Genomic DNA, 23,489 nt, shown 5'->3' with positions numbered 1-23,489 from the left:
GCCACCTGGCCCCGTCAAGGGGATTGAGCATCGAAGCCGACTAGGTAGCTAGAGGGGCTCCAGAAGCCCTCTCGACTCGACCGTGCGCTGCCCTGCGTAGGTAATCTGCACGTTCTCATCGGCGACATGCACTAGCGCCTTCGCATCGAGCGTACGCAGAGTACGCCTGAGGTTTGAGCGCATACTGTTCGGCATCCACTGGAGCAACTCTGGGTACCGAGCCCCCTGCACTCCCCGTCGGTACAGCAGGACGAGCACACGATCACCCACGCGCATATCAGGTCGGAGGATCTTCTGGAAATCGCCAAAGTCTTGCACCCCTGGCACCTGCCTCGTTACGAGATCCTCAATGATTTTCTGGGCTTCCTCTGGCGTCACTCCATTGCTGAGGCGAACCAATTCCGCAACCACCCAATCCAGCACTGATGTCACGAGTGTCGCGTCCTGCAGATTGGCGTCGATTTCGTCAGAGAGGTGGGCGGCATTTCGACTGTTGCGAATGTCGTATACCACCCGCAGCGCTCGCGGGATGTAGATCCGAACAGACTTCGGATGCTTCTCCTTCGGTTGAGCGCCTGCTACGGAGATTACGTTTTGAGTATTGAGGGACTCGCCGATCGGCGTATGGGATCCAGTGGTGATTTGTTCGAGGATCCTGAAGGCAGCCTCACAAAACCGTCCCCCCTCAACAGCGCTGAGCCTGTGACCTCCACGATAAAAATTGGTCTTCGCCTCCTGATAAGACGCAACCAATTCATCCACGAGCTGGGGCGGGTAGGAGGACCCGAGTACCGCCCTCGTACTCTCGCTCATTTGTCGCCCTTCGTTCGATCAGACGATCGCTTCAGCGCCGCCTCACGGGATCGTCGGGCCCTGAAGGGGTTCTCCCGAAGCGCCGCACTGACCGAATCTCGATCAGGGAGCGCTTGAACCACAGCTTCCCCACGTGGAGTGATCTGCTTGACCCCCTTCCCCGCTGTCACGAGATATCCATTCTGTCGGTCAGCGTTGTCACAGTCCCTGGAAGGGTTGCCGAACTTTGGCGCCGCCGCCTCGGTGTTCAAGGAAACGAGGTCACTAGTTTTGAAATGCGGAACATCTCGGTAGAAGCTCAGATAGTAGGCAAGGCATGCGATACGTTCGACCAGAGATTTCGGCTTCTTTTGACTCATGAACGCACGAGGGGTCGGAACTTCCCTAAAGTCTCCCGAAAGGGAATCGATATCATTAGGCGGAGAAAATCCAGAAGCCGTGGCCGACAGCTCCGACTGAAGGTCACAACCATCCATACCCAAAGCATCCAGAAGCCACTTCACAGCTCGGCTTCGCGCTTGGCCCGCCAGCGGGCTGAGGACCTCGAACGAGGCCTGCATCGCCTTCAGTTCGTGGCCAGCGCCGACAACATCCAAGTCCTCAGTTGCGATTTCCGGATGAATGTTCGATTCACCCTCGGGGGTGTGCTTCGGGGTCTCCATGCGGGTTGCTTCAGACACGAGCTTCTCCGTCCGATCATGGTCGATGCGCACTTGACGCATCGACGCCTCGGGGCCAATCTCACTGGATGTGTGTCGCAGTTGTGTCGCACGGCTACCTGAACCCCGCACCCTCAGACGTGAAGGTGCAGCTCAGTTATGTGAGGCGCTCGCCTCTCGGGTAGGGCCGGTGATACTCGGGCGCTACATTCCTGGCACAGGAACGGAGGGGGAGGTGCCAGCCATCAGAAACCAGGGGGCCTTCATCACGAGCCGCAGGCTGAGAGAGATCCTCGCCGTGCACCCTAGGTATCGCCGGCGGTGGCAGCAGCGGGCCAAGCGCGCAAGAGAGGATCTCCACCAAGCTGCTATCGCCGAAGTTATTACACTTCACCTGTGGGATTGCGGCGAGCTATCCGAAAATATTGCACCTCGCACTCTAAAGGACAGAGTCTCCCGTGCCTTGAATGGATCGATCATCTCCCCAGAGACCCTCAGGTGGTTCATCGAGGCATTCGAAATGGAAGATTACCATCGGGAAGAATTATGGGGCGCACTCTTTGGGGAGAATAACCCTGATCTCGGCGTCGCACACACACTCAGAAATCGACGCGCGATGGCTAAAAGACAAAGACATCGAACGATCAACTTGGTCGAAAGGTACTCCGTCGACCCCAATCGATCACTACTCTGGCGAAAGACATTTCACGCTATTCGAGCTGTTGAGGATAACGTCGACACCTATTTTTTCAATCACGAACCTTGGGCTTCTCGAATCGAGGTTCTACATGGAGGCACGCTCGGCGATCGATACTCGTATGGCGACGGCCTGACCGGGGTCGACATCCTGCTGGCGAATCCGCTGGCGGCGATGCAGGCCACAGCGCTTGAATATCAGGCCCACTACGAACCGATCCACTCCAAGACATCTGAAATAAGGCGCCCAGCCTTTGCGCGAGTCGAAAACGTAGATATCGCCGTTGAATTCACTTCAAGCGATATCCCCCGGAAGATATGGTGGTGCATCTGGGATGACCATATCGACAATAGGCCCGTATGGGAAGAGGAATGGAATATTCGCGGCCACGTAGCGCGAAAATATATTCCATTCATCGAGGAAGCGGTGGTCGGATTTCGTTGGGAATGGTAGGCGAGCAATCTAGATCTGGCGACAGCAAGAGGTGACTAGCGCGAACCGGGACTGACCGGAAAGGATGGGTGACAATATTTTGGTGCCGTTCGCGACCGCAGACTAGTGGAGACGAATTCTTCGTGGCCTCTTCATGCTCAGCAAGATCCTTTCATTCCATCCCTGAGCATGAAACGCAACGTGCGCCGAACGCATGGCCGCCTTCAAGGCGATCGCGAACAAGTAGCCGCTACAGTGATTGAGTGAACACTGCTTTCCAACTGCCCGCCGTCTTCCGCCTGATCGTCACTGGAGGCGGCACCGGCGGTCACACGTACCCCGCTCTCACCGCTATCCGCACCTTGCGGGCACGCCTGGCGGCTTCCGGTCGCACCCTCGACGTCCTGTGGATCGGAACGGCCGAGGGCCTGGAGGCCCGGGTCACCGACGCGGAGGGCATCCCGTTCACCACCGTCGCTACGGGCAAGATCCGGCGTCACTCGAACCCTCTGAAGATGGTGTCTCCTGCCAACGTCCGGGACATGGCGCGCGTGCCGCTCGGGGTCGCCCAGGCACGCAGCGCTGTCTCCGCCTTCGGGCCGGACGTCGTGCTCGCCACGGGCGGTTACGTAGCCGTGCCGGCCGGGCTCGCCGCCAAGATGTGCCGAGTCCCGCTGGTCCTGCACGAGCAGACTGTCCGCCTCGGCCTCGCCAACCGGAAGCTGGCCAGCTCCGCCGCACGGATCGCCGTGTCCTCGGAGTCGACCCTGCCGCTCCTGCCGGAGAGCATCCGGTCGGCGGCGGTGGTCACCGGCAACCCCGTACGTCCGGAGGTCCTGACCGGCAACCCGGACAAGGCCGTGACGGCACTGGGTCTGCACGCGTTCGACCGGCGTCTTCCCACGGTGTACGTCACCGGCGGGGCGCAGGGGTCGCAGCAGATCAACGACCTGGTCGGCGGCGAACTGCCGTGGCTGCTGGAGCGCGCCAACGTGGTGCACCAGTGCGGTCCGGCCCACCAAGAGGCGCTGTCCGCGCGCGCGGCGAGACTTCCGGTCTCCCTGGCCGCCCGGTACCACCTCACGGCCTTCGTCGGACCGGAGCTGCCGGACGTCCTGGCCTTGGCCGATCTCGTGATCTCCCGCAGCGGCGCGGGAACCCTGGCCGAGCTGACCGCCCTGGGCAAGCCCGCCGTATTCATCCCGCTCGCCACGGCGGCCGGGAACGAACAGGCTCACAACGCCCGCCACCTGGAGGAGTCCGGCGCAGCGGTCGCCCTCCTCGGCGAGATCACCGGCGGCCACCTGCGCGAGGCGGTCGGCCCGCTCCTCGCCGATCCGGAGCGCCGGGCCACGATGGCCGCAGCGGCCAGGGCCCACGGTCGCCCGGACGCTGCGGAAAGGCTCGTGGACGTGATCCTTTCCGCAGCGTCCCGGTGACAGCTTGGCCCGCAGTGGGCTACGTGATCCGTCCACCGGTATGGAGTGCGGTGCCGACTTCAATGAGCACAGCGCACTCATGGAACGCAGCGTCGTCCTGGCCTATCGGGTCGGGCACGTCCCGGCCAGCCAGGTAGAGGCGCAGTTTGTTCTCGTTCTCCGGACCGCAGACGGCCTGGAGGGCTGCAAGAACGGAGACGTCCATGGCGAGTACTGTGTCCGCCCACTCCAGCATGTCCAGGCTGATCTGCCGGGCGCGGTGGGCAGTGAGGTCGTAGCCCAGCCGCCGCGCAGCGTTGATCATGGCGGAATGGGCTGGTTGGTCCTGCCATTTGCCGATCAGTCCGGCCGAGCGGACGGCCGTATGTGGTCCGCCCCGTCGAGCGAGAGCAAGCTGAGCGAAGGGGCTACGGCAGTAGTTCCCCAGACACACGACGAGCAGATTCGACATCATGAGCCGCCTGTGGTCTTGAGTGCGTGTCCGAGGGTGGTCACCACTCGGTGGACGTCTGCCGCGGTGAGGTGCTGGTGAAAGGGCAGGCTCAGGATTTCCCGGCTGACCCGTTCGGTGGCGGGCAGGTCACGCGTCCAGCGTGCGAAGGCGGGCTGGAGGTGGTTGGGCGGGTAGTGAACGCCGACGCCGATGCTCCTCGCCCGGAGGTGGGCGAATACGTGGTCCCTGTGCGGCACGCGTACCTGACACAGGTGCGGCACCGTGTGGCCGAGGTCGACGTCGACGAGCGTCACCCCCTCCAGGGCGTCCAGGGCATCGCTGTAGGCGCGCCACAAATGCCGCCGGGAGCGCACGGTGGCGTCGAAATGGTCGAACTGCGCCAGCCCGATGGCGGCGTTGATGGACGAGAGCTGATAACGCAAGCCGAAGCCTTCCACCTGGTAGCTGGTGGTCTCAGCGCGCTCGCTCTGGGACTGCGTGACGCCCAACATGCGGAGTCGGCGGACAGCGGCGGCCTCCTCGGGCGTACGAGGGATGACGGCCCCGCCTTGGCCACACGTCAGATTCTTGACCGGTCCGAAGGAAAAGCACGTCAAGGCCGTGTCGTCGGCACCGACGTGTTTGGATCCGCAGTGAGAGCCGAAAGCATGGGCGGCGTCCTCAATGACCACGATGCCCCGCTCCGCCAGCTCCTCGCGAATGGAACTGAGGTCGACGGCCCGGCCACCGAAGAGCACCGGCAGCACGGCGGCCGTGTCGTCGGTGACTGCGTCCATGACGAGTTCCGGGGTGACGCACGACGTCGCCGGGTCTACGTCGATGAACCGCGGGGCGGCTCCTACAGCCCGGATGGCCTGCACAGTGGCGCAGAACGTCATGGACGGCACGATTACCTCGTCGCCAAGGCCGATGCCTGTGGCCAGCAGGGCGCTGTGCAGGGCAGCGGTACCGGAACTGACGGCCACCACGTCGGGTACGCCGAGGTACGCGGCGATCCGCCTCTCGAATTCGGCGGTGAGGTCAGTGTGTCCGTACTGGCCGTCCTCCAGGACTCGGACGACAGACGCTGCCTCATGTCCGTAGAGGTACGGGGAGGCGTTGCGCCGGGCGTCGGGGGTGGTCAGGCTCATGTGGTTACCCCGTTCATGGCGATGCGCTTCAGGTCGGTCGTCTCACCGACGGCCAACGTCTCGACGTAGTTGGTCAGGAAGATCCCTGTCCGGTAGGTCAGACGGTCATGGTCGACCGGGAGGCCGAACAGCCCGTTGACCATTTGCCCGACCAGGTCAGCTCCGGCCGCCTCGGTCAGCGGGAAACCGCCGGCGATCCGGACGTTCAGTTCCGTGATCGTGACCTGCCCGTCTGCCTGGACGAAGCCTTGTACGCAGCACAGGCCCTCGGCACGTACAGCACGTAGGGCGGCCAGCACGAGATCGAGCACGGCGGAGTCGCGGAAGGTCGTGGAGACTGCTGCGAGCCCGGCCTTCACCAGGTCCCGGCGGCGCAGGATCGCCGACGCTCGGCCCGTGCGGTCCACCAGGCAGTCTGCCGTGAACTCGGTTCCGTACACCCTCTCCTGCACCAAGGCATCAGGGACCACCTCGCTCAGGAGCAGGGCGTGCTCCTTCTTCTCGACGAAGTGGACGTGCTGGGCACCGTGGCCGCGCCGGGGTTTGACCACCAACCGCGTGTGCTCGGGGACCCGGTCGAGGGTGTCGCCCCACCAAGACCGAGGGGTAGGCACTCCGCTCTCGGTGAGCACGCGATGAAAGGCTGCCTTGTCGATGCATGTGTGTACCGATGCGGGTTCGGGCAGCCACATACGCACGCCGATCTCCTCCAGCCGAGAACTCATCCGCAACAGCGGCGGAAGATCGTTCTCGATGGCGGGTACCACCGCTTGTACCGCCAGCGCCCGGCACAGCCCGGTCATGCGGGCCCGGTAGTCGCGGTCGTCAGCCGTCGGAATGAGCTGCGGCACGACTTGCGGGAGCAGGAAGCCTGGGGCAAGAGGGTTGGCGTCGGCAGCGATGACTCGGTGGCCGAGACGGATAAGACTCCGGGCGAGCCCGAAGCCGGGGTTGGCTCCAGTACCGGTGACCAGGATCCGGCGCGGCGCGATCGGGTCAGCAGGCACGGTCGCCCTCCCGAGGTGCGAGTGCGGGACGGAAGGCCGACGGAGCGGTGCGCCGCAGACCCTCGCTCGCGAGCGGGGCCCACCGGTCAGGGTTGCGGCGGTACCACTCGGCGGTTTCAGCCAGCCCATCCTCCAGGCCGTGAGTCGGCCGGTATCCGAGGTGGTTGCGAGCCTTGGACCAGTCGATCGAGTAGCGGACATCGTTCGACGGTCGGTCGGGGATGTAGGTGACCGCACCCCACGTCGCGCCGCAAATGTTCAGCAAGTGGCCGGTCAGTTCCTTGCTGGACAGGTCAGTGCCTCCCCCGAGGTTGTAGATCTCCCCCGGCTCCCCACCACGCAGCACCGCTTCGATCCCGGCACAGTTGTCTTCTACGTGCAGCCAGTTACGTACGTGCTGCCCCCGGTCGTGGAGAGCGACGGGCGCTCCTCGCAGGAGCTGGGTCACGAAGAGCGGGATGATCTTTTCCGGGTACTGGTAGGGCCCGTAGTTGTTGCTACTGCGAGTTACACACAGCGGGAGCCCAAGGGTCTGGTGAGCACCCAGGGCTACCAGGTCGGCGGCCGCCTTCGACACCGCGTACGGGACCGAGGGGCGCATGGGTGAATCCTCGGTCGCTGCTCCCTTCGGCATTGGGCCGTAGACCTCGTCGGTCGAGACGTGGACGAATTTGGCGATGCCGTGGCGGTGAGCCGCGTCGACAAGCACCCGGGTACCGAGAACATTTGTGGAGAGAAACCCGTCGGCGGCGTCATAGGAGCGATCGACGTGGGACTCAGCCGCGAAATGCACTACTGCTGTGGGACCGGACGCCATCAAGTTGTCGACGGCAGTTGCGTCTCGGATGTCACCATGGACGAACCGGAGCTTGTCTGACAGGAACGCCATGCCCAGGTTCTCAATGTGACCGGCATAGGTGAGGGCGTCGAGGACGGTCACGCGGGCGACGTCCTCGGCCCGGATGATCCGCTTGACGAAGTGCGAGCCGATGAAACCCGCACCTCCAGTGACGAGTACGTGTTTCATGCACGCCTCCCGGAAGAGTGGCGGCCCGGCACATCACGCGGCGAGGCGATGTCCGCAGACCGTCAAGGAGATGCTCGGAATGTCGCCGAGCTGCCTCCACCGTGGGCCGCACACCCCGTTGGAGTCTGTATCCCCGATGTGGGCCCGCTCTGGGAATCGGGTCGCTACGGTGCCGTACAGACACCAGAGTTGGGGGGTGTGCATGACGACGGAAGCGGTACGCCATCCCCTGACCTACGTGCGCCTGCAACGCGGGTGGAGCATGGAAAAGCTTGCCTACCACCTGAACCTGGCCGCGCAACGCCGCAGTCTTCGCATCGCTGCCGACCGCAGTCGCATCTACCGGTGGGAACACAGGCGGGTAGGCGCCCCGAGCGATCTCTATCAAGAGCTGCTGGCCGACGTCCTGGGCATCGATTCCGCACGGTGGCGGACCATGGCATGGCCATGGTGGCTCCCCGCCTACGATCGTCCATTTCCCTTCAGCCCAGTCGGCGTCCGCGCCGCCCACACGGAGTTATTGGTGGATCTCGACCAGCCTGACCGCCGCACCTTCCTCGTTCTCGCCGCCGGATCCTTAGTCGGAATGGCAACCGAATGGGCCCGCGTCGAACCCGAACGTCTGGTTGGGGCTCTGGCCGGGCGCCGTGTCGACGGAAGCTTGCTCAGCTGGCTGGAGAGCAGCGTCGAACGTCTCCCCGGCCTGGCGAACACATCCCCTCAGGAGTGTGCTGACCTCCTCGGCGCGGCCATGCGTGTCACTGTCAACCTGCTCGACTCAGCCCGCTACGACGAACCCACCGGCCGCCGGCTGCGTACCGTTCTGGCTCAGGCAGCCCAGAGCGCCGCCTGGCTCCACTTCGACCAAGGCCGCCACGCCTCGGCGCAACGCCACTGGCGCACCGCCCTGCACTCGGCCCACAGCGCCGACGACCGCGACCTCGGAGCCGGAGTCCTCTCCGACCTCGCCTACTCCGCCACCTGGCTCGGCCATCCCAGTGAGGCGGTCGAGATCCTCGCCCATGCCCGCACCCGGACCCGCCACTCGACCGCCCGCTCCCTGCTGGATGTTCGCCGGGCTCGCGCCCTCGCCGTACTCAAGGATGACGTGGGCACCGCCCGCGCGCTCAACGATGCCGAAGACCAACTGGATCGTGGCCGAGCACAATCGGCACCCGCGTGGGTGTCCTGGATGTCATCTGCTGACCTCGCCGTCGACGCCGGGCGCTGCTGGCTGGATCTGGAAGATCCACGGCGAGCCACAGCCGCGTTGGAGGAGGGCCTGAGCCTGCTGGTCCCCGAACGGGAGAGAACCCGCGCCATCATGCTCACCTATCGAGCCCACGCGGCGCTAGCCGACCACGACGTCGCCTCCGCCGTGGCGGACACTCGGACAGCTCTGGACACCGCTCTGGGCACAGGTGCTTCACGTTGCCTCGACCTGGTGCGCGGCACCCTGCGGGAGTCGCTTGAGCCCCACAAGGGCGAAACCGCCGTTCAAGACCTGCGCTCGTACGCACATCAGCGGCTGGCGTCCGTGGCCACGTGAACGGCCTGCCCGGGCACCGGAGAGGCTCGGCGCATCGCATGACCAACGCGTGGCCAACAGGACCCAGGAACAGGCAGAGTCACCTGAAAACACGCCGAGACAGTCGGCAGTCAGGAACCGGCGTCCAGACGGCAAACCTGCGGCTCAGACGGCTGGCTCGACTGAGTTCGGCCGGGGGTGGCGGCCCCGGTCGTCCTCATTTCTCCCCACTCCTGACCTGCTGTTATGCCATGCGCAGGTCACTCACGCGGGCGCGCCGCGAGGCCGCCGCGCGGAGCACGCGCTGCCCCTCGGCCGACACGTCCAGCACCTGGCGCAGCCCGGCGCCGGCCGGGGCCGTGTCGGCGATCTCCGCCAGCATCTCCAGGATCCGGGCCTGGCGCGCGGTCTCCCCGGCCAGCAGCGGTCCCGCCCCTCGCGGGTCGCCCGCGCGGCAGCGCGCCACCAGCTCCGCGGGGCCGGTGCGTTCGGCGTCGTGGCCGAGGTGGATCTCCAGGGCCAGCACCGAGCAGTCGTCGGCCCAGTCGCGCAGTCCGGCGCCGGCCCGGACCGCGGGGGCCCCGCCGAGCAGTTCGCGGATCCGCTCGACCGTCGCGTCCCCGCCCGGCAGGGCGTCCAGCGCCGCGCGCGCCTCGGCCAGCCGGTCCGGCCAGGCCGCCCCGTCCGCGCAGCCGGCCCAGAGCGGGCGCAGCGGATCGGGGTCCGCGCCTTCGGCGGGCTGCGGCAGGCAACGGTCGAGGCAGGCGGCCCCGCTCGCGGTCAGGCCCCGCTCGTCGGCGGCGGCGATCAGTTCCAGCAGGCTCATCGGCAGTCTCCCGTCGGCCCTCCCCACGCCGGGACGCATGGGGACGCAGTGCACTCTGTTACCGCGTTCAGCGCCGAATGGCCGAAAATCGTCACTGCGGGCGGCCGAAACCGCTTGCTGTCCGTAGGGCGTCGCTACAGCCGGGCACTGAGCGAAAACAGGCCGACGGCGGCCCGCTCCCCCTGCATCCTGGTCAGCTTGCGCACGAACAGGATCGCGAAGACCGCGGCCGCGACGCCGAGCAGATCGGACACCACCACCATCGAGGCGGCGTCCATGATCTGCTGCGGCTGCTCGGCCCGGTCGTACCGGTCGGCGGCGAACCGGCCGAACACCATCGCGGCCACCCAGGCACCCCACCACAGGTTCAGCGGGGCATGGGAGACCTGGCGCCAGGTGCCGTCGGTGTTGGTCTGCGCGCTCGCGGTCCAGATGCCGCCGGCGATCCGGCGCGGCAGCCACAGCCCGGCGACCGGAACGAACCAGCCACCTATGGCCCAGCCGGGCCGCATCGGCTGAGCGCTCGCGTCGAAGATCTCGGCGTTCGTCCGGACCCGCCAGAACCACATGATGAAGCCGATGGCGGCGGCAAGAGTGGTGAGGATCTGCAGGACGCCGGCCGCCGCGTAGAGCGTGTCGGCGCGATCTGCCTCCGCCTGGTTGATCCCCATGAAACTCCCGCCGTCAACGGCGTCGAGAGCGTTGCCGATCAGCGTGCGGACGTTGAGGTCCGCGGCCACCGCCAGCAGGTCCGCCACGGCGGCCACCGCCAGCAGGACGACGACGGCCTTCGCGAGCCCCTCGGGCGAACGCAGCGACTGCTGCGGAGCGGTGAAGGCCGGTGCGGACGGGGCCTGAGCCCAGGCCCTTCCGGCGGCCTGCTCGACGACGGGTGCGGCGGCCCGTCCGGCGGTCGGCGCGCAGAGCGCGCAGCGTCCGTCGGAGCCGGCCGACGGTCTGGTGCCGCAGGTGGAACAGAGCACGGAGCAACCCCCCAGGGTTGTGGACGCACGGAGGTTCCGGGCGCGGACGAGAGCGGATGACAGAAGCCGCGCGCTCCTCCCCAAGTGCGCGCGGCCTCCGGAACGTAGCCCTCGGTCACTCTCCTGTCCACAGGGAATCCACAGGTGCTCCACCACTTCGGCACTCCTGCCCCGGTGCGGCGCCTCAGCCCTTGTCGATCTCCCCGGCCAGCTTCCGGAACCCGTCCCAGCTCAGCTTCGGCTTCCCCGGGTCCCACAGCTTCTGGGACGTCGCCCGCAGCGGCATCCGGATCCCCTGCGCGACCTGCGCCGCGGTCTGGGCGTTCGGGAAATCGCCCCAGACGGCGAACCGGCCGCCGAGGATCTGGCGGGAGTAGCGCGCCGGAACCGGGGTGGTGCCGCGCATGACGAGGGGGGTCCACTGCTCGTAGATCCGCTTGCCGGTGGGGTAGACGAAGTCGTTGGGCTGGCCGAGCACGTAGTAGAGGAACTCGTCGTTGAGGTTCAGCACCTGACGGCCCTCGCGCAGGTACTCGTCCGGCTGCCGGGCCCCGTACTCCTTGCCCGTCCAGTACTCGATCTCGATGTTCTTGGCCGCCTTGACGACAGTGTCGCGGAAGAGGCCGTCGTTCCATGCCTTGGGCTGCTTGCCGTGCGGGCGGACCACCGCCGCGCGGTCGTTGAGCCAGCCGGTGGCCAGGTCCGCGATCCCGGCCTTCGGCCCGTACTTCCGTACGGCTGCCGCCTGGAGCTGGGGGTAGGAGGCGGCCGGGTCGCGCGCCATCAGCGCGAGGTACTCGTCGGCGCCCAGGTGCCAGTACGTGCCGGGGAAGAGCTCCGTGTACTCGCCGAGGAGCTCGTCGACGAGTTTCGCCGCGCCCGGCTTGGAGATGTCGAGCGATCCCTGCGAGGCCACGCCCGACACATTGCGCAGCTGGAGATCGGGGTGGGCGCGCAGGACCGCGCCGAGGTGGCCCGGGGAGTCGATCTCCGGCACCACCTGGATGTGCAGCCGTCCGGCCAGGGCGACGATCTGCCGCACCTGCGCCTTGGTCAGGTGCTCGGGCGACACGATCTCGGGGTGGGTGTCGGACTCGATGCGGAAGGCCTGGTCGTCGGAGAAGTGCAGGCCGAGCTGGTTGAGCTTGAGGTCGGCCATCTCGCGCAGCCGGTCCTCGATCCAGCCGACGCTGTAGAACTTGCGTGCGATGTCGAGGTTGAGCCCGCGCTGCGGCCGGTCGGGGCGGTCGCGCACCTCGCCCTCCGGCATGACGCCGTCGGCCCGCACCGACTGTTTGAGGGTGCGGGTCCCGTAGAAGACGCCCGCCTGGCCGGGCCCGCTGATCGTGACGCGGCCGTCGTGGGCCTTCAGGGTGTACGACTCCGGGCCGCCCTCGGCCGTCGGAGTGAGGGCCAGTTCCACATCGCCGGCCCGCGCCGCCGCCTCGCCCCGGTAGGCGATCTTGAGCTCGCCCGCGAGCAGCCGCCCCTCGTCGGCGAGCCCCTTGCTGCCGTCCGCGATCACCACCGCGCTGCCCTTGCCGGGCCGCCAGCCGGGACCGTGGGCGGGGGTGTGCTCGCGTACGGCGGGGATGGCGCGGGGCGTCTTGGACAGCGGGTAGCTGCGGGTCGGGGAGGGAGTGGGGGCGGCGGACGAGGCCGAGGACGAGGCCGCGGCCCCGGACCTGCGGGCGTTGTCGGAGCTGTCGGGCCACAGGACGACGGTGAGCGTCGCCGCGACGGCCGCGGTGACGGCCGCTCCGCCCACGAGGGCGCCGCGTGAGAGCGACATCGGTCAGAAACCTCCGGTTCTAGCGGAAAGGGCACAGATACAGGAAAGAGAGCAGAAGCAAGGAGATAGCCGGTTGCTCTCCTCGCTATTTCGTACAGCAGTGATTCCGAAACCCTCCGGTCCGCTCCCGGCCCGCTCTCCCGTCACGCTCTCCCGTCCGGGTGAAATTCGCACATCCGCCGGACGGCCGTTGCCCGGCCTCGATACCTTTGAGGCACATTCGTCTCTCCCTTCACCCCGCATCCGCCTGGTCACTCCGGACCCTCACCACTCCAGGTTCACAGATGCCGCTGATTCGAGGAGCCCACGCTGTCCAGGTCCAGCGAGTCCCACGCCGGCCTGCCGGAGCAACCGCACCGGCCCGTCCGGCGGACCGCCGTGCCCGTACAGAGCTGCGGTGCGGCCCCCGGCCTGCCCGGTCCGTACGCCTTCGGCCTGCGGCGTTTCAACACCGCGCCCGTCGCGGACGTCGAGTCCGCCCTGCTGGACTGCTTCGGCAGCCACCGCTGGGCGCAGCGGCTGGCCGCCCACCGCCCCTACCCGGATCTGGACGCCCTGCTCGCCGCCGCGGACGAGGCGGGCTACGACCTCTCCCTCACCGAACGCGCCGAGGCGCTCGCCGCAGAGGCCTCCCCGGCGCTGGCGCCCGACGCGGCACCCTCCGCGCACCTCGCGCTGGCCGCCGCGCACGCCGCGTACGAGTCGAAGTTCGGGCATGTCTTCGTCATCTGCCTGGACGGGGTCCGCGCGGCCGAGCACCCGGACCAGGTGCTGGCGGGCATCCGGGCCAGGCTGGGCCACGACCCGGAGCAGGAGCGGGTGGTGACGGCGGACGAAATGCGGCGACTCGCCCGGGGTCGCATCATCGGTCTGGTATCGAGTCAGTAACGGGTTATCGGCGGGTCCGGATCGCCCCCGCCCTGCGGACAGGCCCGCGCCTAGCCCGTCCGTGCCTGATTGGTTGCCACTTTGATCACAGCGGAGGCCCCGCCGCGAACGAACCGACAAACCGTCGCTACGATGGCCGGGGCCGGTGGACCGTACCCGGCCGGGTCAGACCGACAGTCAAGCCGGCCGACCCCAATCCCCGCTCCCGGAGGGTTCTTCCGTGCCGGCTGGAACGCTGTACCGCGGCCGGGAAGGCATGTGGTCCTGGGTGGCTCATCGAGTCACCGGTGTCCTCATTTTCTTCTTCCTGTTCGTACACGTCCTGGACACCGCTCTCGTCCGTGTCTCCCCCGAGGCCTACGACGAGGTCGTGGCCACGTACAAGACATGGCCCGTCGCGCTCCTCGAATACGGCCTCGTGGCCGCGATTCTCTTCCACGCGCTGAACGGTCTCCGCATCATCGCTGTGGACTTCTGGGCCAAGGGCCCGCGACTCCAGAAGCAGATGCTCTGGACCGTGCTGGGCATCTGGATCGTGCTCATGGTCGGGGCCCTGTACCCCGTCCTCGGCCACGCCGTCCGTTCCATCTTCGGGAGCTGAGGCCCATGTCCACCGAGACTTCCGCGATCGGCGCAGTCGAAGGCGTCAGCCTCTACGACGTCGACAATCCGGCCCCTGTGATCGAGCCCCCGCGTACGCGGACCGGCAAGACGCCCAAGGGGTCGCGCACCAATTTCGAGATGTACGCCTGGCTCTTCATGCGCCTGTCGGGCATCGTCCTGGTCGTCCTGGTCATCGGCCACCTGCTGATCCAGCTGGTGCTGGACGGCGGCGTGTCCAAGGTCGGCTTCGCCTTCGTGGCCGGCCGCTGGGCCTCGCCGTTCTGGCAGATGTGGGACCTGACGATGCTGTGGCTCGCCATGCTGCACGGCGCCAACGGTCTCCGTACGGTCATCAACGACTACGCCGAACGGGACAACACCCGGTTCTGGCTGAAGATGCTGCTGTACACCGCCACGGTGTTCACCGTCCTGCTGGGCACGCTGGTGATCTTCACCTTCGACCCGAACATCCGCTAGGCGCCGGGCCCGAAGGACCAGAGGTAAACCATGCAGATCCACAAGTACGACACCGTCATCGTCGGCGCCGGCGGCGCCGGCATGCGCGCGGCCATCGAGTCGACCAAGCGCAGCCGCACCGCCGTGCTGACCAAGCTCTATCCCACCCGCTCCCACACGGGCGCCGCGCAGGGCGGTATGGCCGCCGCGCTGGCGAACGTGGAGGAGGACAACTGGGAGTGGCACACCTTCGACACGATCAAGGGCGGCGACTACCTGGTCGACCAGGACGCCGCCGAGATCCTGGCGAAGGAGGCCATCGACGCCGTTCTCGACCTGGAGAAGATGGGCCTGCCGTTCGGTCGTACGCCCGAGGGCAAGATCGACCAGCGCCGCTTCGGCGGTCACTCCCGCAACCACGGTGAGGCCCCGGTCCGCCGCGCCTGCTACTCGGGCGACCGCACCGGCCACATGATCCTCCAGACGCTGTACCAGAACTGCGTCAAGGAGGGCGTGGAGTTCTTCAACGAGTTCTACGTCCTGGACCAGCTGGTCGTCGAGGAGGACGGCGTCAAGAAGTCCGCCGGCGTCGTCGCCTACGAGCTGGCCACCGGCGAGATCCACGTCTTCCAGGCGAAGTCGGTCATCTACGCCTCCGGCGGCACCGGCAAGTTCTTCAAGGTGACGTCGAACGCGCACACCCTGACCGGTGACGGCCAGGCCGCCTGCTACCGCCGCGGTCTGCCGCTGGAGGACATGGAGTTCTTCCAGTTCCACCCGACGGGCATCTGGCGCATGGGCATCCTGCTGACGGAGGGCGCCCGCGGTGAGGGCGGCATCCTCCGCAACAAGGACGGCGAGCGCTTCATGGAGAAGTACGCGCCCGTCATGAAGGACCTGGCCTCGCGTGACGTCGTCTCGCGCTCCATCTACACGGAGATCCGCGAGGGCCGCGGCTGCGGTCCGGCCGGCGACCACGTCTACCTCGACCTGACGCACCTGCCGCCGGAGCAGCTGGACGCCAAGCTCCCGGACATCACCGAGTTCGCGCGTACGTACCTCGGCATCGAGCCCTACACGGACCCGATCCCGATCCAGCCGACCGCGCACTACGCCATGGGCGGCATCCCGACCAACGTCGAGGGCGAGGTGCTGGCCGACAACACCACCGTCGTGCCGGGCCTGTACGCCGCCGGCGAGGTCGCCTGTGTCTCCGTGCACGGTGCCAACCGCCTCGGCACCAACTCGCTGCTGGACATCAACGTCTTCGGACGCCGCTCCGGCATCGCCGCCGCCGAGTACTCCGCGAAGCACGACTTCGTCACGCTTCCCGAGAACCCGGCGCAGCAGGTCGTCGACCAGGTCGAGCGGCTGCGCAACTCCACGGGCACCGAGCGCGTCTCGGCGATCCGGCTGGAGCTGCAGGAGTGCATGGACGCCAACGTGATGGTGTTCCGCACCGAGCAGACCATCAAGACCGCGGTCGACAAGATCGCGGAGCTGCGCAGGCGCTACCTCGACGTGTCCATCCAGGACAAGGGCAAGCGGTTCAACACGGACCTGCTGGAGGCCATCGAGCTGGGCAACCTGCTCGACCTCGCCGAGGTCATGGCGACTTCGGCGCTGGCGCGCAAGGAGTCCCGCGGCGGTCACTACCGCGAGGACTACCCGACCCGCGACGACGTCAACTTCATGCGCCACACCATGGCGTACCGCGAGGTCGCCGACGACGGCACCGAGTCGATCCGGCTGGACTACAAGCCGGTCGTCCAGACCCGCTACCAGCCGATGGAGCGTAAGTACTGATGGCTACCCCCACGATGGAAAAGGCCGACAAGGTCCCTGAGCCCGAGGCCGGCTTCGCCGATTCCCCGTACATCACGGCCACCTTCCGGATCCGCCGGTTCAACCCGGAGGTCTCCGAGGAGTCCGTGTGGCAGGACTTCCAGGTCGAGATCGACCCGAAGGAGCGTGTTCTCGACGCCCTTCACAAGATCAAGTGGGAGACCGACGGAACGCTGACGTTCCGCCGCTCCTGCGCGCACGGCATCTGCGGCTCTGACGCGATGCGGATCAACGGCAAGAACAGGCTCGCCTGCAAGACGCTGATCAAGGACCTGAGCCCGGAGAAGCCGATCACGATCGAGGCCATCAAGGGCCTCACGGTCCTCAAGGACCTCGTGGTCGACATGGACCCGTTCTTCCAGGCCTACCGCGACGTCATGCCCTTCCTCGTCACCAAGGGGAACGAGCCGACCCGCGAGCGTCTGCAGTCCCCCGAGGACCGCGAGCGCTTCGACGACACCACCAAGTGCATCCTGTGCGCCGCGTGCACGTCCTCGTGCCCGGTGTTCTGGAACGACGGGCAGTACTTCGGCCCGGCGGCGATCGTCAACGCGCACCGCTTCATCTTCGACTCGCGCGACGAGGGCGGCGAGCAGCGCCTGGAGATCCTCAACGACCGTGACGGTGTGTGGCGTTGCCGCACCACGTTCAACTGCACGGACGCCTGCCCGCGTGGCATCGAGGTCACCAAGGCGATCCAGGAGGTCAAGCGCGCGCTGATCACGCGTCGCTTCTGACCCGCCCTTCGCCTCAGGCGCACCGGCCCCGTCGACCGCAGGATCTCTGCGGGAGGCGGGGCCTCTTGCTGCGCCCCGCGACCCGTGACGGTACGGTCGTGCGGAACCGAGCACCGGTTCGCCGCCCGCGGTCCAGCACGGCACGGGGGTGCACACCACTGACCGAGAGCAGGCAACGTTGAGCGATCCGAATCCGTACGCGGGCGACCCACACGCCTGGGGACCTCCCCAGAAGCCGGTGAATCCGCCCACCGTCGCGGACGGCCAGGCCTACGGATACCCGGCCTACGGATACCCGCAGGCGACGCCCGACCCGGCGGCCCAGCCCGGCTACGACTACCAGGCGGGCCCGCCGATGCTGCCGGGCCAGGGCTACCCGGGCCCGCAGGGCATGATGCCGATGGGCGGCGGACCCGTGCTGTCGTTCGGCGACATCACCGTGACGAACGACTCGGTCGTGACTCCGTCCGGGACGATGCCGCTCAAGGGTGCCGTGTGGACGGCCACGGACATGTCCCGCACCGAGGAGAAGATCCCCACGGTCGGCATCGTCCTGGCCATCGTCTTCGCCGTGTTCTGCCTGATCGGGCTGCTCTTCCTCCTGATGAAGGAGAAGCGGACGACGGGCTTCATCCAGATCACGGTGACCAGTGCCGGCCGCCACCACTCGACGATGATCCCGGCGCTCGGTCCGGAGACCTTCCAGATGGTGATGGCCCAGATCAACACGGCCCGTTCGATGAGCGTCTGAGCGGCGCGCTCCACGCTGGACCGTCGGGGGCTGTCCCGTAACACCTCGCGGGACAGCCCTCAGTCCCAGGCGGCGCCGCCCCGGTCCTCGGCGACGACCATGATGCGCCGCAGCATGGCGTTGAGCAGCCGGCGTTCGTCCTTGCCGAGGACGCCGAGCAGCCGCTCCTCCTCGTTGCCGAGGACGTCCATCGCGCCGAGCCATGTCGAGCGTCCCCGGTCCGTCAACTCCACGTCCACGCGCCGCCGGTCGGTGGTGGAGGGCGTACGGCGGACGAATCCGCGACGCTCCAGCGCGTCCAGCCGGCCGGTGACGGAGGCGGGCGCGAGGTCGAGGTCGGCGCTGAGATCGGACGGGGCGGCCGTGCCGCCGCGCCCGGCGAGCTTGTGCAGGGTGTCGAACTCCTGGCGGTCCAGGTCGAAGTCGAGGAGGGACTGCTCGCGCACCCGGCGCAGATGGACGGAGAGCTTCTTCATCCTGGTCACCGCGCCCTCGACGTCCGGGTCGAGTTCCGGAAGCACCGGCTTCCACCGCTCCACGTGTCCGTCGGTCCAGTCGCGTCGCTCCATGGTCCACAGCCTACGCCGAACCCCAACTGCCTTTCGTTGCCTCATATTTCGTTGACGAATACTTCGGAAACGAAATAGATTCCGCGCCATGCCTCATCCTCTGCGCACCCGCTCCTTCCGCCTGCTCTTCATCGGGCGCAGCCTCTCGATGCTCGGTGACGCGGCGATCCCCGCGGCCCTCACCCTCGCGGTCTACCTGGCCACCGGCTCGACCGGCGCGCTCGCGCTGGTGCTCGCGTGCGCGATGGTGCCCAAGCTGCTCCTGCTGCCGCTCGGCGGCGTCGTGGGCGACCGCTTCAACGCCCGTACGGTCGCGCTCACCACCGATCTCGTACGGTGCGCCAGCCAGCTCTTCGTCGGCGCCGAACTCCTGTCCGGCGCACCGGCGCTGTGGCAGATCGCGGTGGCGGAGGCGATCGGCGGTGCCGCCGGGGCGTTCGCGATGCCGACCGTCTCACCGCTGATCCGGGGCACCGTGGCGGAGGCCGGGCTGCTGCGCGCCAACTCCCTGATGGCGGTGGTCAGCAGCGCCACCCGGATCGGCGGCCCGGCCGTCGCGGGAGCGCTGGTCCTCACGGCCGGGCCCGGCTGGGCGTTCGTACTGGACGGCGCCAGCTTCGCGGTCAGCGCGGCCCTGCTGTCCGCGATCGACGTCCGGCACGTCCGGGTCGCCCGCAGCTCCGTGCTCAGCGACCTCAAGGAGGGCTGGGGCGAGGTCCGCGGCCGCGACTGGTACTGGACGAGCCTGATCGCGCACTCCGTCTGGAACGGCGCGGCGGCCGTCCTGATGACCCTCGGCCCCGCGCTCTTCCTCCACCACCTGGGCGGCAGGGGCATGTGGCTCGCCTTCCTCCAGACCGGCGCCGTCGGACTGCTGCTCGGCTCGCTGCTGGCCGGCCGGGCCCGCCCTCGCCGCCCGGTCCTGATCGCCAACCTGGGCCTCGCCCTGTACGCGCTGCCGCTCTGCCTGCTGGCCGCCCACGCCCCGGCGCTCGTCGCCATCGCCGCGTACGGGGTCTCCCAGGCCGGGCTCGGCTACCTCAACCCGGTCTGGGAGACCGCCGTCCAGTCCGCCGTGCCCGCGCACGCGCTGGCGCGGGTGACCTCGTACGACTGGCTGCTCTCGCTCGGGGCGATGCCGCTGGGGTACGCCCTCGCGCCGCTGGCGGCCTCCGCCTGGGGGGCCGAACTCCCGCTGGCCGCAGCGGGGGTGGCGGTCGGCGCGGCCTGTCTGGCCACCGCCGCGGTGCCGGGGGTACGACGCTTCACGTCGCCCGACGGGAGGGTGACGCGCACCACCGGGGCACCCGCTTGAACATGTTCAAATGCAGGTCTACAGTCCATGACAACAGCAGCAATTGAACGCGTTCAAGGGAGGGTGGGGCATGGACCTCACTGTTGTCGCGTACGTCATCTACCTGCTCATCAGCGTGGCGCTCACCATCTGGGTGGCCCGCACGCTCAGCCGCAACGGCAAGGTGTTCCTCGCCGATGTACTGCACGGGAACGAGAAACTCGCGGATGCCGTCAACCACCTGCTGGTGGTCGGCTTCTACCTGGTCAACCTGGGGTTCGTAACGCTCTACCTGAAGAACTCCGAGGAGGTCACCGACGCCCGCGGCCTCTTCGACGCGCTCTCGGTGAAGGTCGGCGTCGTCCTGCTCGTCCTCGGGGTCATGCACCTCGGCAACGTCTACGTGCTGAACCGGATCCGCCGCCGGGGAATGATGGAGCGCCAGCACACCCCGCCCGTGGCGCCGCAGGGCTGGACGCCTCCGGGCCCCGGTCCGTGGACCGCTCCCGCCGGCAAGGCGTGAGGGCGGGCCATGACAGCCCGGACAGCTGGGCAGCGCCAGTCCGTCAGCCGGCTCACCGTGCTCTACGACGCGCAGTGCTCGCTCTGCGTCCATCTGCGGCAGTGGCTGACGCGGCAGCGTCAGCTGGTCCCGCTGGACCTGGTCCCGGCGGGCTCCGCGGAGGCGCACCGCCGCTTCCCCGCGCTCGACCACTCCCGGACGCTGGAGGAGATCACGGTGATCGGTGACGGGGGCCAGGTCTACCGGTCCACGTCCGCGTGGATCGTCTGCCTCTGGGCGCTGGCCGAGCACCGGCCGAAGGCCCACTGGCTGACCACCCCGGCCGGCCGCCCGTTCGCCAGGGCGACCGTCCTCGCCGCCGCGAAGTACCGCTCACTGACGGCGGCGCCCTGCGGGGCGGACGGGGGCGGAGGCGGCGAGTGCGCGGTGCGGGGGCCGGAGCCGGGCACGCAGTGATCCCGGATACCCTCGGGACCGTGGTGAAGGAAGAGAAGGACGTGAAGGAAGCCAAGGCTCCCAAGAGCGAGCAGACCCGCACGCTCATCCTCGAAACCGCGCTCCGGCTCTTCCAGGAACGCGGTTACGACAAGACGACGATGCGGGCCATCGCCCAGGAGGCCGGGGTCTCCGTAGGGAACGCGTACTACTACTTCTCGTCCAAGGAACACCTCGTCCAGGGCTTCTACGACCGGATCGCCGCCGAGCACGAGGCGGCGGTCCAGCCGGTCCTGGCCGGCGACCAGGACCTCGCGGTACGCATCCGCGGGGTCCTCCTCTGCTGGCTGGACGTGGCGGAGCCGTACCACCGCTTCGCCGCCCAGTTCTTCAAGAACGCCGCCGACCCGGAGAGCCCGCTCAGCCCCTTCTCCGAGGACTCCTTCGCGGCCCGCGACGCGGCGATCTCCATCCACCGGCGCTGCCTGGCGGGCGCGGACACCAAGGTCGATCCCGAACTGGCCGAGCTGCTGCCGCAGCTGATGTGGCTGAACCAGATGGGCCTGGTGCTGTACTGGGTGTACGACCGCACGGACAACGCCGAACGCAGCCGCCGGCTCGTGGAGCGCACCGCCCCGATCGTCGCGCGGGCGATCGCGCTGTCCCGGTTCCGGGTGCTGCGGCCGCTCGTGCGCCAAGTACACGCGGTGCTGGAGGAGTTCCTGCCGGGCGCGACGGGCCGCACGACGGCGCAGACGACGGAGCGGCCGCCCCGTTGATGCCGGAGCGGCCGCCCCGTTGATGCCGGGGCGGTGGCTCTGACCGCTACTTCATGACAGTTCGTCAGATCCAGCCGAGTTCCCACAGCCGCCAGATGCCGGTGCCGTCCGAGAGGTACTGCGAACCGGACACGTCGGGCTTGGCGAGGACGTAGTCCTTCTTCTGCCACAGCGGGACGAGCGGCACGTCCTCGCCGACCAGCTTCTGGAGGTCCTTGAAGTCGGCCGAGGTGCGGCTGCGGTCGCTGAACTGCAGCGTGTCGCTGATCAGCTGGTCCATCTTCTTGCTGCTGTAGCCGTTGTGGAGGCTGGTGTCGCGGCCCACGAGGGGCTGGCTGAAGGTGTCGGGGTCCGGGTAGTCGGGGAGCCAGCCGACGGTGTACATGTCGTACTTACCGGCCGCGTAGCCCTTCTGGAACGCCGTCCACTCCACGGACTTGATCGTCACCTTGAACAGCCCGTCGGCGTTCAGCTGCCGCTGGATCTCCTTGCTCTCCGGCGTGTACGAGTCGCCGGTGCGGTAGGCGAAGGTGATCGGAAGCGGCAGCTGGACGCCCGCTTCCTCCAGCAGCTTCCTGGCGCGCTTGGGGTCGGGCGACGGGTACTCGTCGAAGAACGGGGTGCTGTGCCCGATGTAGCCCTGCGGGATCAGCGAGTAGAGCGGCTCGACGGTGCCCTGGTAGACCTTGGTCACCAGCGGCGCGCGGTCGATGATCGACGCGATGGCCTGCCGGACCCGCTTGTCGGCGAGCGGCGAACCGGCGCGGACGTTGAAGACGAGGTTGCGGATCTCGGCGCTGTCCGCCTCGGTGACGCGCTGATCGGCGTCACCGGGGTTCAGCTCGGCGAGCGCGGACGGCGGGAGCTGACGGTGCGTGACATCGATCTGCCCCGACTTCCAGGCCGACAGCAGGTCGTCCGACTCCTTGTAGTAGCGCACGGTGACCGGTCCGCCGGTCTTCTTCAGCGCGCCCTTGTACTTGGTGTTCGGCACCAGTTCGGCCTTGGAGCCCGGCTGGTACGACTTGAGCACGTACGGCCCCGAGCCGCTGACCTTGTTGTCGGAGCGCAGCTTGTTCTCCGAGTAGGCCTCCCGGTCGACGATCGAACCGGCCCCGGTGGCGAGCTTCTGCGGGAACGTCGCGTCGCGCGCGGAGAGGTTGAACGTGATCATCCGGCCCTCGGTCACCACGTTCTTGAGGGTCGGGAACAGCACAGAGGGGCCGACGTCCGTCTTGATCCTGAGCATGCGCTCGAAGGAGTACTTGACGTCCTCCGCGGTGATCTTCCGGCCGTTGGAGAACGACAGGTCGTCACGGAGCTTGCACTGGTACGTCTGGAGCTTCCCGCCGAGGAAGCCGCAGCTCTCGGCCGCGTCCGGCTCGGGGACGATCGCCCCGGACTTGAACGTCATGAGGGACTGGTAGACGTTGCTGTACATCGCCCACGAGCCGGCGTCGTACGCACCCGCCGGGTCGAGCGAGGTCACCACGTCGGTCGTGCCGACGGAGACCGGATCCTCCTTCGCTCCGTCCGAAGGAAGCAACTGCCAGGCGCCGACGCCTGCGATGACCAAAACCGCGAGAATCGCGAGAATCCGTATTCGGATCGACCGCATTGCCGTGCTCTCCCTTAACAGCCCCACCTCGGTGTCGCGCTCAGATACGCAGATCACCGCACGTTCGCGCTCAGCCAATCACACGATTTTCACATCTGGAAGAGCAAATCAGGGATACATAGCCTTTTGTTCGTTACTTGAAACCTTCGTCGATAGGCCGAATACAGAGGGTTGGTGACCGGTCACCGAATTCGCCCCGGGGAG

General features: G+C 67.6%; 24 protein-coding genes. 13 read left to right on the top strand and 11 right to left on the bottom strand.

Annotated elements, in window-relative coordinates:
- Window positions 1-48: 48 nt before the first annotated feature.
- On the bottom strand, window positions 49-813 hold the full coding sequence (locus ACFVQ0_RS10550; RefSeq protein ID WP_390086517.1) for a hypothetical protein: 765 nt from the start codon (window positions 811-813) through the stop codon (window positions 49-51).
- The gene (locus ACFVQ0_RS10545) at window positions 810-1,493 is read right to left on the bottom strand and encodes a hypothetical protein (protein WP_390086515.1); all 684 of its coding nucleotides are present in this window, start codon (window positions 1,491-1,493) and stop codon (window positions 810-812) included. The genes ACFVQ0_RS10550 and ACFVQ0_RS10545 overlap by 4 nt, the downstream gene beginning before the upstream one ends.
- A 214-nt stretch (window positions 1,494-1,707) precedes the next feature.
- Between ACFVQ0_RS10545 and ACFVQ0_RS10540 the strand changes: the two genes are divergently transcribed.
- Together ACFVQ0_RS10540 and ACFVQ0_RS10535 are read left to right on the top strand one after the other, a co-directional pair.
- Entirely contained in the window at window positions 1,708-2,622 is a 915-nt protein-coding gene (locus tag ACFVQ0_RS10540) for a hypothetical protein (protein WP_390086513.1), read from the top strand.
- A 242-nt stretch (window positions 2,623-2,864) separates the two neighbouring features.
- Window positions 2,865-4,040: a glycosyltransferase gene (locus ACFVQ0_RS10535; RefSeq protein WP_390086512.1), complete on the top strand. Its 1,176-nt coding sequence runs from the start codon at window positions 2,865-2,867 to the stop codon at window positions 4,038-4,040.
- 19 nt (window positions 4,041-4,059) lie between these two features.
- Here ACFVQ0_RS10535 and ACFVQ0_RS10530 read toward each other — a convergent pair whose 3' ends face one another.
- The 4 genes from ACFVQ0_RS10530 to ACFVQ0_RS10515 are packed head-to-tail and all read right to left on the bottom strand — an operon-like array spanning window position 4,060 to window position 7,658.
- Window positions 4,060-4,491, bottom strand: a complete 432-nt coding sequence (locus ACFVQ0_RS10530) for a low molecular weight phosphotyrosine protein phosphatase (RefSeq protein ID WP_390087755.1) — start codon at window positions 4,489-4,491, stop codon at window positions 4,060-4,062.
- On the bottom strand, window positions 4,491-5,624 hold the full coding sequence (locus ACFVQ0_RS10525) for a DegT/DnrJ/EryC1/StrS family aminotransferase (protein WP_390086511.1): 1,134 nt from the start codon (window positions 5,622-5,624) through the stop codon (window positions 4,491-4,493). The genes ACFVQ0_RS10530 and ACFVQ0_RS10525 overlap by 1 nt, the downstream gene beginning before the upstream one ends.
- Window positions 5,621-6,631: an ATP-grasp domain-containing protein gene (locus ACFVQ0_RS10520; RefSeq protein WP_390086509.1), complete on the bottom strand. Its 1,011-nt coding sequence runs from the start codon at window positions 6,629-6,631 to the stop codon at window positions 5,621-5,623. Before ACFVQ0_RS10520 ends, ACFVQ0_RS10525 begins: the two co-directional genes overlap by 4 nt.
- The gene (locus ACFVQ0_RS10515) at window positions 6,621-7,658 is read right to left on the bottom strand and encodes a dTDP-glucose 4,6-dehydratase (protein ID WP_390086507.1); all 1,038 of its coding nucleotides are present in this window, start codon (window positions 7,656-7,658) and stop codon (window positions 6,621-6,623) included. Before ACFVQ0_RS10515 ends, ACFVQ0_RS10520 begins: the two co-directional genes overlap by 11 nt.
- 202 nt (window positions 7,659-7,860) lie before the next feature.
- Between ACFVQ0_RS10515 and ACFVQ0_RS10510 the strand changes: the two genes are divergently transcribed.
- On the top strand, window positions 7,861-9,207 hold the full coding sequence (locus ACFVQ0_RS10510; protein ID WP_390086505.1) for an XRE family transcriptional regulator: 1,347 nt from the start codon (window positions 7,861-7,863) through the stop codon (window positions 9,205-9,207).
- Window positions 9,208-9,430: 223 nt separating this feature from the next.
- Here ACFVQ0_RS10510 and ACFVQ0_RS10505 read toward each other — a convergent pair whose 3' ends face one another.
- From ACFVQ0_RS10505 to ACFVQ0_RS10495, 3 genes are all read right to left on the bottom strand, one after another.
- A complete protein-coding gene (locus ACFVQ0_RS10505; protein ID WP_390086503.1) occupies window positions 9,431-10,012 on the bottom strand; it encodes a hypothetical protein in 582 nt (193 codons plus the stop codon).
- Between the two features lie 134 nt (window positions 10,013-10,146).
- The gene (locus tag ACFVQ0_RS10500; protein WP_390086501.1) at window positions 10,147-10,995 is read right to left on the bottom strand and encodes a DUF4328 domain-containing protein; all 849 of its coding nucleotides are present in this window, start codon (window positions 10,993-10,995) and stop codon (window positions 10,147-10,149) included.
- 184 nt (window positions 10,996-11,179) lie between these two features.
- A complete protein-coding gene (locus ACFVQ0_RS10495) occupies window positions 11,180-12,787 on the bottom strand; it encodes a glycoside hydrolase family 20 protein (protein ID WP_390086499.1) in 1,608 nt (535 codons plus the stop codon).
- Between the two features lie 378 nt (window positions 12,788-13,165).
- Between ACFVQ0_RS10495 and ACFVQ0_RS10490 the strand changes: the two genes are divergently transcribed.
- The 6 genes from ACFVQ0_RS10490 (at window position 13,166) to ACFVQ0_RS10465 (ending at window position 18,067) form a co-directional block, all read left to right on the top strand.
- On the top strand, window positions 13,166-13,675 hold the full coding sequence (locus tag ACFVQ0_RS10490) for a 2-oxo-4-hydroxy-4-carboxy-5-ureidoimidazoline decarboxylase (RefSeq protein ID WP_390086497.1): 510 nt from the start codon (window positions 13,166-13,168) through the stop codon (window positions 13,673-13,675).
- Window positions 13,676-13,895: 220 nt separating this feature from the next.
- Window positions 13,896-14,276, top strand: coding sequence for a succinate dehydrogenase, cytochrome b556 subunit (sdhC, locus tag ACFVQ0_RS10485; protein ID WP_073732547.1), 381 nt, complete (start codon window positions 13,896-13,898; stop codon window positions 14,274-14,276).
- 5 nt (window positions 14,277-14,281) lie between these two features.
- On the top strand, window positions 14,282-14,755 hold the full coding sequence (locus ACFVQ0_RS10480; RefSeq protein ID WP_390086495.1) for a succinate dehydrogenase hydrophobic membrane anchor subunit: 474 nt from the start codon (window positions 14,282-14,284) through the stop codon (window positions 14,753-14,755).
- 30 nt (window positions 14,756-14,785) lie between these two features.
- Window positions 14,786-16,540, top strand: coding sequence for a succinate dehydrogenase flavoprotein subunit (gene sdhA, locus ACFVQ0_RS10475; RefSeq protein ID WP_390086493.1), 1,755 nt, complete (start codon window positions 14,786-14,788; stop codon window positions 16,538-16,540).
- Window positions 16,540-17,316 (top strand): succinate dehydrogenase iron-sulfur subunit, encoded by a 777-nt coding sequence (locus tag ACFVQ0_RS10470; protein WP_390086491.1) that lies wholly within the window; start codon window positions 16,540-16,542, stop codon window positions 17,314-17,316. The genes sdhA and ACFVQ0_RS10470 overlap by 1 nt, the downstream gene beginning before the upstream one ends.
- Before the next feature lie 178 nt (window positions 17,317-17,494).
- On the top strand, window positions 17,495-18,067 hold the full coding sequence (locus ACFVQ0_RS10465) for a hypothetical protein (RefSeq protein WP_390086489.1): 573 nt from the start codon (window positions 17,495-17,497) through the stop codon (window positions 18,065-18,067).
- 59 nt (window positions 18,068-18,126) lie between these two features.
- Here the strand turns inward: ACFVQ0_RS10465 and ACFVQ0_RS10460 are convergent, their stop codons facing one another.
- A complete protein-coding gene (locus ACFVQ0_RS10460) occupies window positions 18,127-18,636 on the bottom strand; it encodes a MarR family winged helix-turn-helix transcriptional regulator (protein ID WP_390086487.1) in 510 nt (169 codons plus the stop codon).
- A gap of 88 nt (window positions 18,637-18,724) precedes the next feature.
- Between ACFVQ0_RS10460 and ACFVQ0_RS10455 the strand changes: the two genes are divergently transcribed.
- From ACFVQ0_RS10455 to ACFVQ0_RS10440, 4 genes are all read left to right on the top strand, one after another.
- Window positions 18,725-19,951, top strand: coding sequence for an MFS transporter (locus ACFVQ0_RS10455; RefSeq protein ID WP_390086485.1), 1,227 nt, complete (start codon window positions 18,725-18,727; stop codon window positions 19,949-19,951).
- 70 nt (window positions 19,952-20,021) lie between these two features.
- The gene (locus ACFVQ0_RS10450; protein ID WP_390086483.1) at window positions 20,022-20,453 is read left to right on the top strand and encodes a hypothetical protein; all 432 of its coding nucleotides are present in this window, start codon (window positions 20,022-20,024) and stop codon (window positions 20,451-20,453) included.
- 9 nt (window positions 20,454-20,462) lie between these two features.
- Entirely contained in the window at window positions 20,463-20,909 is a 447-nt protein-coding gene (locus ACFVQ0_RS10445; protein ID WP_390086481.1) for a thiol-disulfide oxidoreductase DCC family protein, read from the top strand.
- 20 nt (window positions 20,910-20,929) lie between these two features.
- Window positions 20,930-21,667, top strand: coding sequence for a TetR family transcriptional regulator (locus ACFVQ0_RS10440; RefSeq protein WP_390086479.1), 738 nt, complete (start codon window positions 20,930-20,932; stop codon window positions 21,665-21,667).
- Window positions 21,668-21,731: 64 nt separating this feature from the next.
- On the opposite strand, the gene ACFVQ0_RS10435 is transcribed toward ACFVQ0_RS10440, so the two are convergent.
- On the bottom strand, window positions 21,732-23,285 hold the full coding sequence (locus ACFVQ0_RS10435; protein ID WP_390086477.1) for an ABC transporter substrate-binding protein: 1,554 nt from the start codon (window positions 23,283-23,285) through the stop codon (window positions 21,732-21,734).
- Window positions 23,286-23,489: the final 204 nt, after the last annotated feature.

It is taken from the genome of Streptomyces sp. NPDC057900, from assembly GCF_042887885.1.
Lineage (GTDB): Bacteria > Actinomycetota > Actinomycetes > Streptomycetales > Streptomycetaceae > Streptomyces.
The sequence above is the reverse complement of the archived record's forward strand: the minus strand, read 5'-3'. Positions and strand labels throughout refer to the sequence as shown.

Coding starts and splice junctions, on each gene's coding strand:
- ACFVQ0_RS10550 (WP_390086517.1), bottom strand. CDS start 813: ATGAGCGAGAGTACGAGGGCGGTACTCGGGTCCTCCTACCCGCCCCAG.
- ACFVQ0_RS10530 (WP_390087755.1), bottom strand. CDS start 4,491: ATGTCGAATCTGCTCGTCGTGTGTCTGGGGAACTACTGCCGTAGCCCC.
- ACFVQ0_RS10525 (WP_390086511.1), bottom strand. CDS start 5,624: ATGAGCCTGACCACCCCCGACGCCCGGCGCAACGCCTCCCCGTACCTC.
- ACFVQ0_RS10515 (WP_390086507.1), bottom strand. CDS start 7,658: ATGAAACACGTACTCGTCACTGGAGGTGCGGGTTTCATCGGCTCGCAC.
- ACFVQ0_RS10510 (WP_390086505.1), top strand. CDS start 7,861: ATGACGACGGAAGCGGTACGCCATCCCCTGACCTACGTGCGCCTGCAA.
- ACFVQ0_RS10505 (WP_390086503.1), bottom strand. CDS start 10,012: ATGAGCCTGCTGGAACTGATCGCCGCCGCCGACGAGCGGGGCCTGACC.
- ACFVQ0_RS10495 (WP_390086499.1), bottom strand. CDS start 12,787: ATGTCGCTCTCACGCGGCGCCCTCGTGGGCGGAGCGGCCGTCACCGCG.
- ACFVQ0_RS10480 (WP_390086495.1), top strand. CDS start 14,282: ATGTCCACCGAGACTTCCGCGATCGGCGCAGTCGAAGGCGTCAGCCTC.
- sdhA (WP_390086493.1), top strand. CDS start 14,786: ATGCAGATCCACAAGTACGACACCGTCATCGTCGGCGCCGGCGGCGCC.
- ACFVQ0_RS10470 (WP_390086491.1), top strand. CDS start 16,540: ATGGCTACCCCCACGATGGAAAAGGCCGACAAGGTCCCTGAGCCCGAG.
- ACFVQ0_RS10460 (WP_390086487.1), bottom strand. CDS start 18,636: ATGGAGCGACGCGACTGGACCGACGGACACGTGGAGCGGTGGAAGCCG.
- ACFVQ0_RS10455 (WP_390086485.1), top strand. CDS start 18,725: ATGCCTCATCCTCTGCGCACCCGCTCCTTCCGCCTGCTCTTCATCGGG.
- ACFVQ0_RS10450 (WP_390086483.1), top strand. CDS start 20,022: ATGGACCTCACTGTTGTCGCGTACGTCATCTACCTGCTCATCAGCGTG.
- ACFVQ0_RS10445 (WP_390086481.1), top strand. CDS start 20,463: ATGACAGCCCGGACAGCTGGGCAGCGCCAGTCCGTCAGCCGGCTCACC.
- ACFVQ0_RS10435 (WP_390086477.1), bottom strand. CDS start 23,285: ATGCGGTCGATCCGAATACGGATTCTCGCGATTCTCGCGGTTTTGGTC.